Raw genomic sequence first — 16,362 nt, 5'->3', positions numbered from 1 at the left:
GTGTTTGGATAGGCTCACCTTAATAGTGCGCCGAGCCTCGCACCGGACCGGCGGACACGACAGGAAGTACCGAACTGATGATCAGCACACGAAACAAGCTGGCCGCCCTGAGCTTCGCGGCCGCCGCCACGCTCGGAACCCTCGGCATCGCGGGCCCCGCCGCCGTCGCCCAGGCCGCCCCGATCAGCGCACCGCGGATCACTGCCGCCCCCACCGCCGGTGAGCTGAAGGCCAAGATGGGTGTTCTGTTCAATATCAACGCGCCCCGTTCCGCCCGCGCCGCCGAACTCGAAACCGGCGAGGCCGGGCTCCCGGCCTTCGATGCCGCCGCCGCGCTGATCGCGATCGCGCCGCCCAGCTGGCGCTGGGATATCCCCGGGCCGGTCACCGTCACCGGCGATACGGCCGCCGCCGGCCTGGTCACCACCACCGAGGGCTACGAGCCGTGGACCTTCGACCTCACCTGGCGACAGGTCGGCGGCACCTGGAAGCTCACCCACGAATCCGTCTGCACCATCGGTAATTTCGTCGGCACCGGCTGCTGACACCGTAAGCCGTCTCCGTCCCGGCCGATCGCCGGGACGGAGACCTTCTTTCCGCCGGACACCACAGCGGATTCGCCGGCACCGAGCTGTACCCGGTCGCGGCCGTCCGGAGTGCGTCTCAGTACCCGCTCCGGTCAGCCGAGCGGGAGACCGCTGATGATCGGGACGAAACCCCAGTCCATGATGCGCCTGGCATCGGCCGTGGCGGCGTCGAGATCGTGGGGTGAGCTGTTCAGCACCACGCCGATCAGCCGCTGCCCGCCGCGGGACGCCTCGAACAGCAGACAGGTCCCGGCGGCGTTCGTGGACCCGGTCTTGATCCCCGTGGTGCCCGGATACTCCTGCAGTAGTCCGTTGGTGTTCTCCCAGACGTGCGCCCGGTTCGCGGGACCGGCGGCCTGATGGTGGACCGGTGCCGCGACGATCTCCCGGAAAACCGGATGACCCATCGCGTGCCGGCCGAGCCGCACCAATTCCGCGGGGGTCGAGTACGTGGCGTAATCATCGGGGACGGGCAGCCCGCTGGGATCGCTGAAATGGGTGTTCGGCATGCCCAGGCGTTGTGCGGTGGCGTTCATCTTCGCGACGAAGGCCGCCCGCCCGGGCCCGTAGGCCTCGGCCAGTGCATAGGCGGCGTCGCACCCGGACGGCAGCATCATCGCGTACAGCAACTGGCGGGCCGTCAGCACCTCACCGGGCACCAGGCCGGCCGAACTTCCGCCGTAGGCGGCCGAGGAATCGACGGCCGATTGCGGCACGGTGATCGGGCGCTCGAGATCACCCGATTCGAGCACCACCACGGCCGTCATCACTTTGGTGATACTGGCGATCGGCAGCCGCGTATCCGGCTGCCGCGACCACATGATCAGTCCGGTGTTGGCCTCCGCCAGCGCCGCGGCCGGCGCCAGCACACCGTCGGGCTGGAGGGCCATCGGAAACGGAGCCTGCCCCGAGGAGAGACCCGCGACAGGAGCCGGCACAGCCGCACCGGGGGCGGCCACGGCGGCGGGAGCGAAAACCACGAGCAATCCGGCCACAGCCGCCGGCAGCACACGGGCAAAGGGTCGCATCGCCATATTGTGTCCGCTGACCAGGTATAACAGTGGGATTTACGATCCGCCGCGAGCCCTGCCCAGCCGGTCCGGACCAGTCCCGGAACCTGCCCCGGCACGGAGTTCAATCCGGCCGGACGCGAACCGGAATCGATTCCCGGGAGTCGGCGCGCAGCCCGACGCCGAAGCAGAGTAGACCGATGGCGGCGAACAGGATCGCTGCACCCACTCCTGCTTCGGGCGGTGTTCGGCACCGGCCGTCCGCGCCGGACGACGCCGGCATCTTGCCGGCACTCGGCGCGTCCATCCGAGGCACTCACCGTCGTGTCGAACCAGTACCTGCCCGATGCTCCGCTGAGGGCACGGTGGTTCCGTGCGCCGGCTCGACCGGCGTGGCATTCAGTGGCCGCGGGCGATCCATCGTGGTCAGGAGCGTAGGGCGGTGAAGCGTTGTTCGGCTTCGTCGATCAGTGCGATCTGCTCGATGATCTCGCCGGGGCCGGACTCACCCACCACTTTCTGCAGGAGCGGAGTGTGGTCGAGGATCGCATCGCGGAGCCCGCGCAGTGGCCGTGGGGTGTGGTGGAACAGTTGCCCGATGTAGTACGCCTGATTCGACTGCCGCGCGGTATGCGGTTTACGAGGCGTTTCGTACCGGGCAAGGGCCGCTGTCACGGCGTCGCGGTCGGTGAGGTCGATACCGGCCAGGGTACGGCCGATGAAGTAGCCGTCCTCGGTGGCCATTCCGGCACCGTAGGCGGCGTACGGGGAGGTCGGGTGGGCGGCGTCGCCGGCCAATGTGACCCGGCCGGCGGACCACTGGCCGATGGGTTTGCGATCGCGGATCGGCCAGCGCTGCATATCACCGAGGTCGGTCGCATCGATCAGCGTCGTCAGTGGTGCACCGAATTCGGCGGCCAGCATCCTCGCTCTGGTCCCGATATCCTCGGTGAACTCGGCGCCGGCGGCGTGGGCTTCGAGTACCCACCACTGGTAGCCGTACTGGCCGCGGTGGAGCATCCCGCTCCAGGTGCCCTGGACGGTGCGGCTGTGGTTGAGGATGTTCTCGTTGTATTCGACGCCGTCGATCTTTTTGCCGAGGACGAATCCGGCGAGGACGTGCAGATTGTGCTCACGCTTGGGGGAATCACCCCACAGGGTGCGGCGGACCAGGGAATCGATACCGTCCGCGCCGATGAGTACATCCGCTTCTTCGATGGTGCCGTCGGACATGTGCAGGCGGACACCACTGCGGTCCTGTTCGAAACTCGTGACGCCGCGTTCGAATTGGATCACGCCTTCCGGCATGGTCGCGAGCAGGCGCTCGTAGAGCTCACGGCGCAGCAGCCCGATGTAGCCGCCCTGATAGTCGCGAACGATATCGTCGGGGAGCTGGATCCGGGCCCGTCTCTTTCCGCGGTGACCGCGGAACTCGGTGAAGCAGCCGGCGCCGAGGCCGTCGGTGTCGACACCCATCAGCCCGAGCGCTTTGATCGGCCCGGGCCACAGGTTGAGGATATTTCCCGCGACCCGCGCATGCGGGTAGCGCTCGAACACGGTGACCTCGTGTCCTGCCTGACGCACCGACAGTGCGGTGGCCATGCCCGCCGGGCCACCACCGATCACCGCGACCCTGCCGTTCTTCGTTGATTGCCGGGCCATCTCTGCCTCTCTTCCATCACTCCCGGCTGGTTCCGAAGCTGTTGCAGCACCCGCCCTTCGTCGAATGTGGGCAGTTTCGGTGAGTGCCGAGGAGTCCGTTGATTGCGGTACGGGTCCGCGTCGCCCTCCGCCATCGGAAATCCGGGCGGTGGTCGCACCGGCCGGGCCGGCGTTTCGAGAGCCATTCGTACCAAACCGAAGTGATTACTTCGGTTACGGACAATCATGTGCGCCGTGTCACCATTTGTCAATGGCCTCCCGCAAATCCCCCGAAATGTCAGAACGCGACGTGGCAACTCCGGAACTTCCCGAGGCACTCGCGATCAGGCAGCCGCGGCAGAAGCGCAGCCGCGAAGCATGGCAGCGCGTGCTGGATGCGGGAATCACGCTGCTGGAGTCCGCGGGCTACGGAGGTTTCACCATCGCGGCGCTCAGCGACGCGTCGGGTATCAATCCGCGGGCCATCTATGAACGCGCATCGAGCAAGGAGGCCTTGTTCCTGGCCGTCTACGAACACAAGATGGCGCAGATGGCGATCGATCGGGACCACTTGTTCCGTGCGGCGCACGAGCCGGGATTGCCGCCGGTGGCAGTGATCGGCCGGGCGGTCACCGCCGTGCTGCTCCTGTTCGAGCGAAACGCCGAGTTCCTCCGGCCGGTCATCGCGATCGCGCCGGAGCATCGCGTGGTTTTCGAACGGGGCAAACGGCATACCGCCCTGCTCGGGGATATGTTCGTCGCCGCGCTGGAGCGCACCGGACTGCTGACCGGTGACTCGACACCTGCGTGGCAAGCCTTTCGTGCCGTGTACGCGATGGCCGTGCTGCGCACGATGCAGGGTGCTGATTTCATCAGCCCGGCGCCGACATTCGACGAGGAGATCACGTCCGCGACAACCATGGTCGACCAGTATTTACGGGCGAAGTGAGCAGGCGAATCTGCTCGGCCCGTGGCGATGACAGGGGCGCCGTGGCGGTAGTAGACGGCGGCTCAGGGCTTCGGCGGCCCGATCCGGACCGGATGAATCGGTCCGGTGTCTTCGTCGCGGATTTCGCGACAGACCTGCTGGATCGATTCACGGAGCCACGTGTTGGCGGGGTCGGTGGTGTGCAGGGGATGCCAGAACATGGCCTCCACGACCGGAATCTCGAGCTCGGCCACGAATTCCACGACGGTCACCGACAGCCCGGTTGCCAATCGGGTCGCCAGCAGGCGCGGGACCAGTGCCACGAGGTCGGTGCCTTCGACGAGGAACGGCAGGATCTGCCAGCCCGATACCCGGGCCGCCACGACCGGGGTGACACCGGCGTCGGCGAGGAACTGCATGGGTGGTGTCGTCACGCCGGGGCCGAATTCGCCGGCGGCATGTGGCACGGCGGCGAGATCGTCGAGGGTCAGTTCGGCGCGCTCGAGCAATGGGTTGCCGCTGTCCACGACGGCGACGAACTCGTCGCGGAACAACTGCCGGTAGCTGCCGCCGAAATCGAATCCCATCGGGCCCACGAGGACATCCACCTGGCCGAATGCCTCGAGGCCGACGTCGATTCCCGCGGTGGGGACAATTTCCACCGACACGTGGGGCGCCGCCCGGGCGATCAGGCCGCGCAACGGCCGGATCACGACCGAGGTCGCGTAGTCGGACGCGGCGAGGACGAAGGTGCGGTCGGTCTCCGCGGGATCGAACTCCGATCGCATCTGCATCGCATCCTGGACCCGCGCCAGGGCCTCCTCGACGGCCGGCGCGAGACTGCGGGCGAACGCGGTCAAGGTGTACTCGCGTCCGGCGCGCACCAGGAGTTCGTCGTCGAAATGCCGGCGCAGCCGGGCCAGTGCCGCGCTCATCGCCGATTGGCTCAGGTGCACGCGTTCGGCGGCCCGGGAGACGTTGCGCAGTTCGAGCAGTGCGTGCAGATGCGGCAGCAGGTTCAGGTCGACTTCCTTCACCGGCACTCCTCCGCCCTGGCCACGGTGTCCTGTCCCTTCGAAACCCTACGTGACCAGGTCCTCCCGATCCCCGGTGTCCGGTAGCAGTGCCGCGGCATTGCCGGCCAGTACGGCCCGCACGACCTCTTCGGGCAGGCCCGCGTCCCGAACCGCGCCGACGGGGTTGTCGGTTCCCATATCGAAGGGAAAGTCCGAACCGAGCAGTACACGGGTGGGCCCGGCCACCCGTACGAGCTCCGCGAGCTGTCCGCTGTCGTGGGTGAGCGAGTCGAACCACAGCCGCCGCAGGTAGGTCGACGGCAGCTGCCGGCAACGGCGGGCTTCGGGACGTACTCGCCAGGCATGGTCGGAGCGCCCGATTGCCGTCGGAAGGTATCCACCGCCGTGCGCGGCGACCACGCGCAGACCTGGATAGCGATCCAGGACACCGCCGAAGATCAAGTGGGACAGCGCTACCGCGTTCTCGGCGGGTTGCGACACGGTGTTGGCCAGATAGAACCGGTCGAGCCGTTCGTCGAGTGAGCACCCGAACGGATGCAGGAACACGATGGCACCCGCCGTCTCGGCGGCCGCCCAGAACGGGTTCAGCGCCGGATCGGACAGTTCCACGGTGCCTGCCTGTCCGCCGGTAGCGGAGGCACCGAAGGACCCGATCTCCACGCCTCGCAGTCCGCGGCCGAGGGCGTCGTCGAGGGCGGGAACCAGCTGTTCCGGATGCTGTAGCGGAGCGACACCGAGGCCGAGGAGCCGGCCGGGGGCTCGGCCGACCAGCTCGCCGATGGCCGCGTTCACGCGTTGGGCAACGTCCAGCGCCCGGTCCGGCCCGAGGAACGGGTAATAGTGGGACGGCGACGGCGACACCAGTTGGACATCGACCTCGGCGGCGTCCATCGCGGCCAGCCGGGTGGGCAGGTCGGTCAGGAGCTGCCACCGCTCACCGATCATGCGGCCCGACGCGGCGAGGGACTCGGGTCCGTTGCGACGGGCGTCGAGCTCTTTGGCGGCAAAGAAGCCCGCCGGGTCGAGTTCGGCGACGTAGGCTTCGACGGCCGGTAGCAGAACGTGCGCGTGCACGTCGACGATCGGGCCCGTCATGCCGGTTCCTTCACCATGTGGGCGACACGCTGGATGACTTCGGCCACGTCGCCGTGGTGGCCGTCGACCATCCACCGCACGAGCTGGGTGGAGGATTCGACCACGGTCCTGGCTCGTTCGAACCGGCGTTCCCGGAAGCGGGTGAACACCGTATCGAGCGCTGTGTCGCCGGCGAACAGTTCTTCGACGAGAACCGCGGCGTCTTCCAGGGCCATGGCCGCCCCTTGGGCGATGGTCGGTGGGCAGTTGTGGATGGCGTCGCCGATCAGGACCACCCGGCCGCGATGCCAGGGGCCGTCGACGAGATGGGTGGTGAACCAGGTGTAGTTGGCCGGGGTGTTCTCATCGATCGAGTCGGCGATCTGTTTCCACGGTCCGCCGTAGCCGGCCGCGAGTTCCTTGACGATCTGCGGTCCTTGCGCGCTGTCGCGGACCTGGGCGTCCTCGACGATGTAGGCGTAGATCGAATCGTCGCCGGTAGGGCAATATCCGGCGAGGTGATGCGGGCCGCCGTAGATCAGATCGGTGCGCACGACATCGGCGGGACGCGGGACAACCACGCGCCAGGCACCGACACCGGTGGGGCGGGGGGTGAGATCGATGCCGAGCAGACCCCGGATGGACGAGTTGATGCCATCGGCGGCGATCAGCAGATCGTAGGACCTGCGCTCTCCGGACGCCGTAACCGCGGTCGCGGTGTTCTCGGACGACTCGATTCCGACGATATCGGCGCCGTATTCGATCCGACCGCCGGCCGCGTCCAGCCGGTCGCGCAGGATCGCGGCGAGTTCCGGGCGGTGCATACCCACGGTCGCCGGCAGATCGTCCCCGCCGGTCCGCACGTCGTTCATGACGACCAGGACGGTGGCATCGGAGTCGGGGGCGCGCAGGCCGACGGTGTCGAAGGAGTACCCCTGCGACTCGATCCGGTCCCAGACGCCGAGTTGGCGCAGGATGCGTAGCGCGTTGCCTTGCAGCGTGATTCCGGAACCTACTGTCCGGGGACCGTCGGCACGTTCGAGGATCTCGACATCGATACCGCGATCGGCCAGCAGGATACCGGCCGACAGTCCGGCGATACCGGCGCCGACGATTCCTACCTTCTTCGTTGAGGGCATGGGCGGGTGCCTTTCTGGCGTGTCTTCGTTGTCACACGACGGCGATGGGATTGACCGGCGACCCGACAGCGCCGGTGACCGGAAGCGGCGCGGCGACGAGGAATGCCTCGTATCGGCCGGTGCGCGAGCAGTATTCGGCGAGGTGGTCGAGATTCCACATTTCGCCGATGTAGAGACCCATATGGGGGATGACGATCTGGTGCAGTGGCTGGAAAGCGCCGGTCAATTCGGTGGGCCGCACCTCGAATCCCCAGGTGTCGGTGGCGATCGCCGCGATCTCCCGATCGTGCAGCCACGGCGCGGAGCGGAACGACAGTCCGGGCGCGGCGCCGCCGGCGTAGTCGCCCCAGCCTTCGCGCCGGGTGCGGCTGTACTGGCCGGTGCGGACGAGCAGGATGTCACCGCGGCCGACTTGAGACGTGACGCCCTGCTGGTCGATGATGCGATCGAGCGCTTCGGGTGTGATCGCGAACCCGTCGGGCAGTTCGGGATGTTCGAGTCCGAGTTCACCGGCGAGGGCGCGGCCGGCGTCGAGGAGTACGGCGCGGCCCGCGATGCGGTCGGCGGCGGTTTCGATGCCCGTGATCTGGTCACCTTCGGAGGTGACGACGCTCCCGGCGCGGCGGCCGTTCCAGGCGCGGCCGTGGTCGAAGATATGGCCGAGCCCGTCCCACTGGGTCGAGCACTGCAGCGGCATGGCGATCACATCGTCGGCCCCGCCCATTCCGAAGGGGAAGCCCTGGTCACCGAATTCGGCGTCCAGACCGGTGTCGGTCATGGTGTGGACCGGGTTGGTCCGTCGCCGCCATCCTTTCTGCGGGCCTCCGGCGTCGAATGCTTGTGCCAGCGAGAAGGTCTGGCCGGTGGTGACGAGCCGGGCCGCGCGGACCCGGGCGCCGTCGTCGAGGAAGTTGAGCGTCCCGTGGACGTCGTCCTCGCCCCAGCGGCCCCAGTTGCTGCATCGGTGGGCCATGGCCTCGATGCTGGCGGCCGGATTCTCCGGGTCGACGACCGGCGAGGTGTGTGCGGTGTTGTCCGAGGTCATGGTGTGGCCTTCTTTCCCGGTGCTCGGCAGATATTGCGGAGGGTCCCGATTCCGCTGATGGACGCCTCCATCACGTCACCGGGCGCCAGCCAGCGCTGCCACTTGCCGCCGTTGCCCGCCGGACTGCCGGTGAGGATGAGGTCGCCGGGCAGCAACGGAGTGATGGCGGAGGCCTGGGCGATGAGGGTGGGGACATCGAAGAGCATGTTGGCGGCGCGGTCGTATTGCATCCGTTCGCCGTTGAGCCGGAACTCGATCTCGAGGTCCCGGTAGTCGCCGAGGTTCTCGGCCGGAATCACGAACGGGCCGACGGGCAGGAATGTGGGCCGGTTCTTCGCGCGCAGCCAGTCCCCGCCGAGTGGCCGGTGTTCGGCGGGGAATTGCAGATCGCGGGCACTGACATCGTTGGCGACGGTGTAGCCGGCCACGAAGTCGAGGGCGTTCTCGCGCGCGACGTTGTCGGCGACCGCCCCGATGACGACGGTGAGTTCGGCCTCCCAGTCGGTCCGGTCGGATTCGGGAACGAGCAGGACATCGTCGTCGGCGCCGCACATCGCCGAGGCCAGGCCGGTGAAGAAGAACGGGCTGCCCGTCCGGGCCCGCTCGTCCATCATCGCCGCGGCCGCGGCTTCGAGCTCTTCGTCGGTGCGGGTGTCGTCGGCGGCTTTGCCGGATACGATGATCTCGGCGACATGGCTGCGGTAATTCGCTCCCGCCTGGAAGATGTGCCGCGGTTGTACCGGCGGCAGAATGCGCAGCTGTGCCAGCGGTTCACCCTCGGTCGCCGCGCGCGCGGCGATATCGGGTAGTGCGGTGCGCACGGTATCCCAGGCATCGAAAATATCTGCGGTGGTGACTATCCCGGGCCCGAGTTGCTCCGGCGCTATCTCGACCACCCGGTCCCCCGCGACCAGCCCGGCGAAGGTCCGCGTGCCGTCGGCGAAGGTCCCCAGCCCGTAGCTCTCGACCACCCTGTTCATGCGGTGAACCGATCGTGGGCCACGGCGGTGATGGCGGCGGCACCTGCGTATTCGATCCGGTCGCCGAGCTGGGCCTCGATCTGCAACAGCCGATTCCATTTCGCGGTGCGTTCGGAGCGCATGGTGGAGCCGACCTTGATCTGACCGGTCCGCCAGCCCAGTGCCAGATCGGCCAGCCACGCGTCCTCGGTTTCCCCCGACCTTGCGGAAAGCACGGTGCGGTAGCCGTTGTCCTGGGCCAGCCGGACCACCGTGTGCGCGTCGGAGAGGGTGCCGGTCTGATTGGGTTTGACGAGCACCGCGTTGGCGACCTTGTCCCGGATCCCGCGACGCAGCCGTTCGGCGTCGGTGACGAAGAAGTCGTCACCGAGCAGTTGCCGGTGGCCGAGTCGCTCGGTCGCCCGCGCCCAGCCTTCCCAGTCGTCTTCGCCGAGTGCGTCTTCCAGGGAGATGATCGGGTAGTTCGCGCACCAGTCGGCGAGCTCGTCGACCAATTCGGCCGCACTCAGCCGGCGGCCCCCTTCGGCGGCCAGGACGTAGTGTCCGTCCTGGGTGAGGAACTGGGTGGCGGCGATATCGACCGCGATCCCGATATCCGCGCCGGGTCGCAGTCCGGCACGCTCGATACCGGCGACCACCATGTCCAGCGCGGCCCGGTTGGTCGGCAGTACTGGTCCGAGCCCGCCTTCGTCGGCGATCAGCGCGACCGAATGACCGCGTTCGGCCAGCACCTCCGCGGTGCCCCGGCGTACCCGGGCGGTGTACTCGATTGCCTCGGCAAACGACTGCGCCCCGACCGGGACGGCAAGAAAGTCCTGCACATCGATCGAGCGGCCGGCATGGGCGCCACCGGAGATGATGTTGACCATCGGCAGCGGCAGCAGCGGCTCGTCCCCCGCTGCCGCGACCAGCCGGTGGAGCGGGATGCGCTGGGCATCGGCGGCGGCCAGTGCGGTCGCGACCGATACCGCCAGCACCGCATTGGCGCCTACCTCCCCCAGGTCCGGTGTCCCGTCGGCAGCCCGCAGCGCGGTATCGACCGCGCCGCGGTCGAGAGCATCGAGGCCCCGCACGGCCTCGGCGAGGATCGTGGTGGCGTTCGCAACGGCGCGCTGCACCCCCTGCCCGTAGTAACGGGCGCCGCCGTCGCGCAACTCGCGCGCTTCGTGGCGGCCGGTCGAGGCCCCGGAGGGAACATAGGCCTGCCCGTGCGCACCGCCGGCGAGCAGCACCTCACACCCGACGGTGGGTTTGCCGCGTGAGTCGAGTCCTTCCCAGGCGGTGATATCGCGGATTGCGGTGTCGGTCATACGAGAAGCCTCCAAGCGTCCGGTAGAGAATGAGGGGGATCGCCGAGCAACCGGCGGCCGAGCGAGCGGGCGGCCACCTTTCCGGGTTCGTCGAGGTAGTCGACCGGGCTACGGCCGTCCACGCGAGCCAGCACGAGGCAGCCGGTTTGGCGGATCAGCTGGGCCACCGACTCGGGATCGGCGCAATTCCAGGCGTCGAGAAAGGTCGCCGCCGCGGCGCGGTAACGGTCGCCGTAGTCGGGCCGGCGGATACTTTTGAGCAGTAGATGCCCGGCAATCCAGGCTGGATCGAAGGTCGGGTCGCCCAGATGGGCGACTTCCCAGTCGATGACCCACAGCTCGGCGGCGGAATCACCGACGAGCACGTTCTTCGGTGAGTAGTCACCGTGCACCAGGCATTCGGTGGTCTCCGCCATGACCGCCATCGTCCGATCGATCTGCGGTGCGAGCTCGGGATACCTGCCGCGGATCTGCCGGTGAAACGGATCGACCCGTAACTGCTCGAACGCGGTCCGCGAACCGAACTCGTCCCGCAGCCGGTCGACCCGGCCGGCAGTGCCCCGTTGCAGTTTCGCCAGGAACTCGCCGAGCCGGGCGGCGACGTGCACATCGATCACACCGGCCATCAGGTCGGCCTTCCAGGTATGCCAGTGGTCGGGGGCCCGGCCGATGACGAGGAATCCGTCGGACAGATCCAGCACGGGGGGAACCGAGTCCGGCGCGATCGTCGCGGCCAGGCGCAGCGCGCGGCCCTCGGTGGTCAGCCTGCCCACATCGGCTTCCCACTCCTGCCGGACCCGCAACCGGCTCAGGGCTCGTTTGACCACGGCATCGACACCGTCACCGGTGACCGCGACGACATCGTTGGAGACTCCGCCGGTGAGTGTGCGCACGGTCAGGCCGGCCTCGGGCGCGGCGAGACCCCGGACGCGCAGATGCGCGGTGACCGTATCGGTCAGGTCGGCGTACTCGGTACTCATCGCGCCAGCTCCGGTGTGCGCAGCGCCGGGGACACGAGTACTTCTGGATTGACGATCGAATCCGGTCGGCGACCGGTGAGCACGTCGAGGACGTGTTGGGCCGCGGTACGCGACAGATCCGCCATCGACCCGTCGGAACTGAACGCGTAGTGCGGAGTGAGCACCACGTGGGCCATCGTCCGCAACGGGTGATCCGCCGGCAGCGGTTCGGGTTCGGTGACATCGAGACCCGCACCACCCAATCGCCTTGCCGAGAGCGCCGCGGTCAACGCGGCGGTATCCACCAGCCCACCGCGCGAGGTGTTGAGCAGCAACGCTGTGGGTTTCATGAGCCCGAGCTCACGCGCGCCGATCAAGTGGTGCGTGGACGAGTTCAACGGCAGGTGCAGCGAAACGACATCGGACGCCGTGAGCAGTTCGTCGAGAGAACTCACCACGGTGGCACCCTCGATCTCGCCACCGTGGCGGCGCAGTGCCAGCACATCCATCCCCAGCGCCGCCACCCGCGGAATGAGAGCCGACCCGATCGCACCCGCACCGACGATGCCGAAGGACTTCCCGCGCAATCGGACCGGCACGGTGCCGAGACTGCGATTCCAGCCGCCCGCCGCGGTGTCGGCGGCGAACGGCACCAGCCGCCGCGCCAGTGCCAGCAGCAGCATCAGCGTGTGATCAGCGACCTCGTCTACGCAGTACACCGGCACATTCGTCACCACGATGCCCAGTTCACCGGCCCGCGCCACGTCGATGTTGTCCACGCCTACGCCGAACCGCGCCACGGTCCGGCAGCGCGGAGCGTTGTCGAGTACCTCGGCGGGGACCTTCGCGAAGCAGGTAGCAATAGCGTCGACATCCGCAGCCAGGGCTGCCAGCGATGCCGGCTCGGTGGACTCCGCCACCACCATCTCAACTCCGGCAGCGTCGAATACGGCACGCTCGACCTCGACGGTCGCCGCGGGATGATCGGTGATCAGCACCCGGTAGGTCATGCCGACCTCCACGCACGGATCGGCCGCATCGGCGCGGCCTCGACGATTCGGTTGCGGGTCTCGCCGAGGACATCGACGGTTGTGGTGACCACGTCACCCGGCCGCAGAGCGGGCCGTACGTCACGGCCGTGCCTGCCCCACAACTCCGCCAGGCATCCGCTGCGACAGGTACCCGAACCCAGCAGATCACCCGGCCGGATCTCGGTGCCCCGCGAGGCGTACGCCGCCAGCGCCGGGAAACTCCACGCCATATGATCGAGCGTGTCCTGCCCGACCGTCTCCCCGTTGACCGCGACCTCCATCCGCAGGTCGAAGGACGGGCCGGAGGTCCGGGAGGCGAGTTCGTCGGCGGTGACGAAGAACTGACCGAGGGTCGTCGCGGTGTCCTTACCCTTCGCCGGCCCCAAACGCAGCCGCATTTCGTGGAATTGGACGTCGCGGGCGGAGAAGTCGTTGATCACGACATATCCGGCGATGTGCTCGGCTGCCTCCTCGACGCTCAGGTCACGGCCGGCCGCGCCGACCACCGCGCCGACCTCGAGTTCGAAATCGAAATCGAGGCAACCCGGCGCGAGCGGCACGTCCGCATAGGGACCGGTGATGGCATAGGGGTTCGAGAAATAGAATGTCGGAATCTCCCAGAACTCCGCGGGCACGGTGGCGTTCGGGTCGAGGAGTTTCACCACTCCCTCCGTATGGTCCGGAAACGTCGAGAAATCCCGGAACGTCGGGGGGTCCAGCGGCGCCAGCAGCGCCGCGTCGACCAGATCGGTTACCGTCTTGCGCCGCGCCAGAGCCCGGTCGGCGACGTCGTGGATTCGGCCTCGGTCAGCGAGCAGAGCCGCCAACTCGGTCTCCGGATCGAGGTCGACGAGCAGGTCACCCTCCGCGAGCACCGCCAGGATGGGCCCATCGTCGGTCTGCCTGCGTGCGATCTTCACTTCGTTCACTCCTTCACTGCGACGGCGCCGGGTAGAAGAGGGGCAGGTCAGCCCTGGCCGGGGGTCGCGTAGGGATTGAGCAGCTCGGCTTTCATCTCCTCCGACGCTCCTTCCTCCGTCGCCGTGAAACCTTCGGCGTAGGGAAAGGATTCGGTCATCGAATGCGGCATGGCGCCGTTGCGGTAGAGGTTGTTCGAGCCTTCGGACGGCTTCCAGGTATGCGGTTCCCAGTCCGGTACGTAATTGCGGTATCCGCCCGAATTCAATTCGATGCGCATCGAGCTCGGCTCGCGGAAGTACAGGAAGTTCTGTTCCCCGATGCCGTGGATGGAGGGCCCGTACTCCATGGCGGTGCCGCGTTCCATCAGCACATCCGCGCACACCAGCAGCTCCTGATAGGTGTCCACCCAGAACGCGACATGGTTGATGCGACCGGCCCGTTCCGAGGTGTCGAGAACCACCCCGAGATCGTGCGACTTCTCGTTGGTCGTCAGAACACCGAAAACGGTGATGGGCGCTTCCTCGAGCTCGGTGAAGGCCATCGTCCGGAATCCCAGCACTTCGGAGTACCAGGCGCAGAACCCACGCACATCGGAGGCCGCGATCGTGACGTGATCCAGGAACCGGGGAGCCCCGGCATGCGCGGAGCGCTTCTCCGGCCGGTCCGGGTAGATGGACTCGAATTCCGGTTCCGCGGTGAATTTCTCCACGTCGTAGAACAGGCGCATCGGGTGGCCGTAGGGCCCGGTGAACTCGTAGGCCCGGCCGAATCCGAACGACCCGGTCGTCCACTCCCCCGTGATTCCGGCGGCCTCGATACGTTCGGCGGCCTGCTCGAGCGCCTCGGAACTGGTCGTACGCCATGCCATACGCTGCAACGTCGGTTCGGGACCTTCGATGAGCACCAGGCTGTAGGTGTAGTAATCACCCCAGCACCGGAGATACGTACGGCCATCGATCTCATGGATAGCCCGCATCCCGAACTGCTCGACGTAGAAGCGCGCCGAGGCGGCGACGTCCGGGGTGGTGATTTCGACATGGCTGAGGTGAGCCAGCAGCTGAGACACGGTTCTGTCCTTATCGACGGTTCGACTGACTGTGGTGCGAGTCACCAGTGTCAAGGCGATCAACCGAAAGGGGAACCGGGTCTCGCGGATACCAACTATCGATGCCGTAGATGGCTGCGGCAGCCCCGGCCACACCGGCTGCGGGAACACTCTCCGGGGAGCACGGGACGGCAGCGGTGCCTACATTCACCCGGGGAGAGCTCACGGCCAACTGGAAAGTTCTCGCCTTCGCGACTGTGGGTGCCGGGCTGGGCTTCAGCGCTCTCGGGTACACACTCGGCCCGCTGATCGTCCCGTTGCAGAACGAGTTCGGCTGGGGAAGGGGACACACCCTCGCGAGCCTGTGGAGTTCGCTGGGTATGGCGATTGCCCTGCCGTTCCGCGTCCCGAAACCACGCCGATGGAGTCGTCGGCACGAAGTCGCAACCCGCAGAACCGACCGAAACAAGAAATACCCCCTGAGCTGCAAAGATCAGAGGGCATTCGAGTGGTCCCAGCTGGGATCGAACCAGCGACCTTCCGCGTGTGAGGCGGACGCTCTCCCGCTGAGCTATGAGACCGGGAATCGTGCGGGGGCTTCTTCCGATGCCTCCGAACGAGATGGAACCTTAACACGCACCACCCATCCGCTACCAAATCACCCCCATGTCATTCGCTGCCGGAGCACCGGCACGGCCGTTCCGCGGCACCTGCCGGGACAGAACCGGTCACCGACGCAACCCGCCGACGGTGTCCGCAGCACACCCGCCGCCCGTCGCGGCGGATGAATGACAACCGTGTAGTTCATGCCCTTCTACCAGGCGATTTGTAGGTTTCGCCGGATGTCGGCTAATGTTCTGTCTCGCACCACGGAGGGCCGCCAGGTCGCCGAGGAGCAAATGCGGATGTAGCGCAGCTGGTAGCGCATCACCTTGCCAAGGTGAGGGTCGCGGGTTCGAATCCCGTCATCCGCTCGAGAGGTAGGGCCAGGCGCATAGAATGCCTTCCCCCTTTGCGCGGTGGAGTGGCCGAGTGGTGAGGCAACGGCCTGCAAAGCCGTGCACACGGGTTCGATTCCCGTCTCCACCTCGCGCGATTAGCTCAGCGGGAGAGCGCTTCCCTGACACGGAAGAGGTCACTGGTTCAATCCCAGTATCGCGCACCACCATGAGAACAGTTCAGACCCGGCCTTTCCGGCCGGGTCTTTTCTTCTGTGCCGGATAGGCGCTCGATCGGCCGGGAAACGAGCGGGCCGCCGTGGGCGATATCCACGGCACAGGAAGAGGCCCGCCATGAACGTCCCCGACATCACACCGGAGCAGCAAGCCGGCCTCGATGCCGCGGCGGAGGCAGTTCAGCGGTACGTGTTGTTCCTCCTCACCTCCGGCCCCGACGTCGACCCCGATCGAAACGCCGCTCATCTGCGTGCCTGCCGTACCGCGATCCGCCGCGCCGTCCTGTTCACCGGCTGGCCGCGCGGGCTGGTTCTGCACCACACCTTCGCTGCGGCACTGCCCGCAGACCTGGCCCGTGATGTGGCAGCGGCCGTCCGCAGGCGCCGGGGCTGACCGAGAGCAGGATCTCGGGCTTGTGCGGACGCCGTGACGGTGCCGCCGTTCGACCATGCGGTCGCCGCGGATTCCGGTGGCCGGTGC

General features: G+C 67.5%; 15 protein-coding genes and 4 tRNA genes. 6 read left to right on the top strand and 13 right to left on the bottom strand.

All coding sequences use genetic code 11. The annotated features are described in order from the left end of the window. The first annotated feature begins 77 nt into the window (after window positions 1-77). Entirely contained in the window at window positions 78-545 is a 468-nt protein-coding gene (locus ACQEVO_RS06230) for a hypothetical protein (RefSeq protein WP_432909749.1), read from the top strand. Between the two features lie 134 nt (window positions 546-679). On the opposite strand, the gene ACQEVO_RS06225 is transcribed toward ACQEVO_RS06230, so the two are convergent. After that, window positions 680-1,615 carry a D-alanyl-D-alanine carboxypeptidase family protein gene (locus tag ACQEVO_RS06225; protein ID WP_432909747.1) on the bottom strand — a complete coding sequence of 312 codons (936 nt, stop codon included), beginning with the start codon at window positions 1,613-1,615 and terminating at the stop codon, window positions 680-682. Window positions 1,616-2,023: 408 nt separating this feature from the next. Continuing rightward, window positions 2,024-3,259, bottom strand: a complete 1,236-nt coding sequence (locus ACQEVO_RS06220) for an FAD-dependent oxidoreductase (protein WP_432909745.1) — start codon at window positions 3,257-3,259, stop codon at window positions 2,024-2,026. Between the two features lie 274 nt (window positions 3,260-3,533). Here ACQEVO_RS06220 and ACQEVO_RS06215 point away from each other — a divergent pair, with 274 nt between their 5' ends. Further along, on the top strand, window positions 3,534-4,187 hold the full coding sequence (locus ACQEVO_RS06215; protein WP_432909743.1) for a TetR/AcrR family transcriptional regulator: 654 nt from the start codon (window positions 3,534-3,536) through the stop codon (window positions 4,185-4,187). A 62-nt stretch (window positions 4,188-4,249) separates the two neighbouring features. On the opposite strand, the gene ACQEVO_RS06210 is transcribed toward ACQEVO_RS06215, so the two are convergent. The 11 genes from ACQEVO_RS06210 to ACQEVO_RS06160 all read right to left on the bottom strand — a co-directional run bounded on the left by ACQEVO_RS06210 (window position 4,250) and on the right by ACQEVO_RS06160 (window position 15,288). Next, the gene (locus ACQEVO_RS06210) at window positions 4,250-5,203 is read right to left on the bottom strand and encodes a LysR family transcriptional regulator (RefSeq protein ID WP_432909741.1); all 954 of its coding nucleotides are present in this window, start codon (window positions 5,201-5,203) and stop codon (window positions 4,250-4,252) included. A 45-nt stretch (window positions 5,204-5,248) separates the two neighbouring features. After that, a complete protein-coding gene (locus ACQEVO_RS06205) occupies window positions 5,249-6,298 on the bottom strand; it encodes an amidohydrolase family protein (protein ID WP_432909739.1) in 1,050 nt (349 codons plus the stop codon). Beyond that, a complete protein-coding gene (locus tag ACQEVO_RS06200; RefSeq protein ID WP_432909736.1) occupies window positions 6,295-7,416 on the bottom strand; it encodes an FAD-dependent monooxygenase in 1,122 nt (373 codons plus the stop codon). Before ACQEVO_RS06200 ends, ACQEVO_RS06205 begins: the two co-directional genes overlap by 4 nt. A 31-nt stretch (window positions 7,417-7,447) precedes the next feature. Continuing rightward, a complete protein-coding gene (locus tag ACQEVO_RS06195) occupies window positions 7,448-8,461 on the bottom strand; it encodes a cyclase family protein (RefSeq protein ID WP_432909734.1) in 1,014 nt (337 codons plus the stop codon). Continuing rightward, complete coding sequence (locus ACQEVO_RS06190; RefSeq protein ID WP_432909732.1) at window positions 8,458-9,441, bottom strand: fumarylacetoacetate hydrolase family protein; 984 nt, start codon at window positions 9,439-9,441, stop codon at window positions 8,458-8,460. The genes ACQEVO_RS06195 and ACQEVO_RS06190 overlap by 4 nt, the downstream gene beginning before the upstream one ends. Next, complete coding sequence (eno, locus tag ACQEVO_RS06185; protein ID WP_432909729.1) at window positions 9,438-10,751, bottom strand: phosphopyruvate hydratase; 1,314 nt, start codon at window positions 10,749-10,751, stop codon at window positions 9,438-9,440. Before eno ends, ACQEVO_RS06190 begins: the two co-directional genes overlap by 4 nt. Beyond that, on the bottom strand, window positions 10,748-11,731 hold the full coding sequence (locus ACQEVO_RS06180; protein ID WP_432909726.1) for a phosphotransferase family protein: 984 nt from the start codon (window positions 11,729-11,731) through the stop codon (window positions 10,748-10,750). Before ACQEVO_RS06180 ends, eno begins: the two co-directional genes overlap by 4 nt. Continuing rightward, window positions 11,728-12,720, bottom strand: a complete 993-nt coding sequence (locus tag ACQEVO_RS06175; protein ID WP_432909723.1) for a C-terminal binding protein — start codon at window positions 12,718-12,720, stop codon at window positions 11,728-11,730. The genes ACQEVO_RS06180 and ACQEVO_RS06175 overlap by 4 nt, the downstream gene beginning before the upstream one ends. Beyond that, window positions 12,717-13,661 carry a fumarylacetoacetate hydrolase family protein gene (locus ACQEVO_RS06170; RefSeq protein ID WP_432909720.1) on the bottom strand — a complete coding sequence of 315 codons (945 nt, stop codon included), beginning with the start codon at window positions 13,659-13,661 and terminating at the stop codon, window positions 12,717-12,719. The genes ACQEVO_RS06175 and ACQEVO_RS06170 overlap by 4 nt, the downstream gene beginning before the upstream one ends. 47 nt (window positions 13,662-13,708) lie before the next feature. Next, window positions 13,709-14,728 carry a VOC family protein gene (locus tag ACQEVO_RS06165; protein ID WP_432909717.1) on the bottom strand — a complete coding sequence of 340 codons (1,020 nt, stop codon included), beginning with the start codon at window positions 14,726-14,728 and terminating at the stop codon, window positions 13,709-13,711. A gap of 488 nt (window positions 14,729-15,216) precedes the next feature. Further along, window positions 15,217-15,288 (bottom strand) — tRNA-Val (locus ACQEVO_RS06160). A gap of 320 nt (window positions 15,289-15,608) precedes the next feature. On the opposite strand from ACQEVO_RS06160, the gene ACQEVO_RS06155 reads away from it, so the two are divergent. The 4 genes from ACQEVO_RS06155 (at window position 15,609) to ACQEVO_RS06140 (ending at window position 16,275) form a co-directional block, all read left to right on the top strand. Continuing rightward, window positions 15,609-15,681, top strand: a tRNA-Gly gene (locus ACQEVO_RS06155). Window positions 15,682-15,725: 44 nt separating this feature from the next. Beyond that, a tRNA-Cys gene (locus tag ACQEVO_RS06150) sits at window positions 15,726-15,796 on the top strand. Window position 15,797: 1 nt separating this feature from the next. Continuing rightward, window positions 15,798-15,872: transfer RNA gene (locus tag ACQEVO_RS06145), tRNA-Val, on the top strand. A gap of 127 nt (window positions 15,873-15,999) precedes the next feature. Continuing rightward, window positions 16,000-16,275, top strand: coding sequence for a hypothetical protein (locus tag ACQEVO_RS06140; protein ID WP_432909714.1), 276 nt, complete (start codon window positions 16,000-16,002; stop codon window positions 16,273-16,275). Window positions 16,276-16,362 lie beyond the last annotated feature (87 nt).

The sequence above is a fragment of the Nocardia sp. CA-290969 genome, from assembly GCF_050936135.1.
GTDB lineage: Bacteria > Actinomycetota > Actinomycetes > Mycobacteriales > Mycobacteriaceae > Nocardia.
The sequence above is the reverse complement of the archived record's forward strand: the minus strand, read 5'-3'. Positions and strand labels throughout refer to the sequence as shown.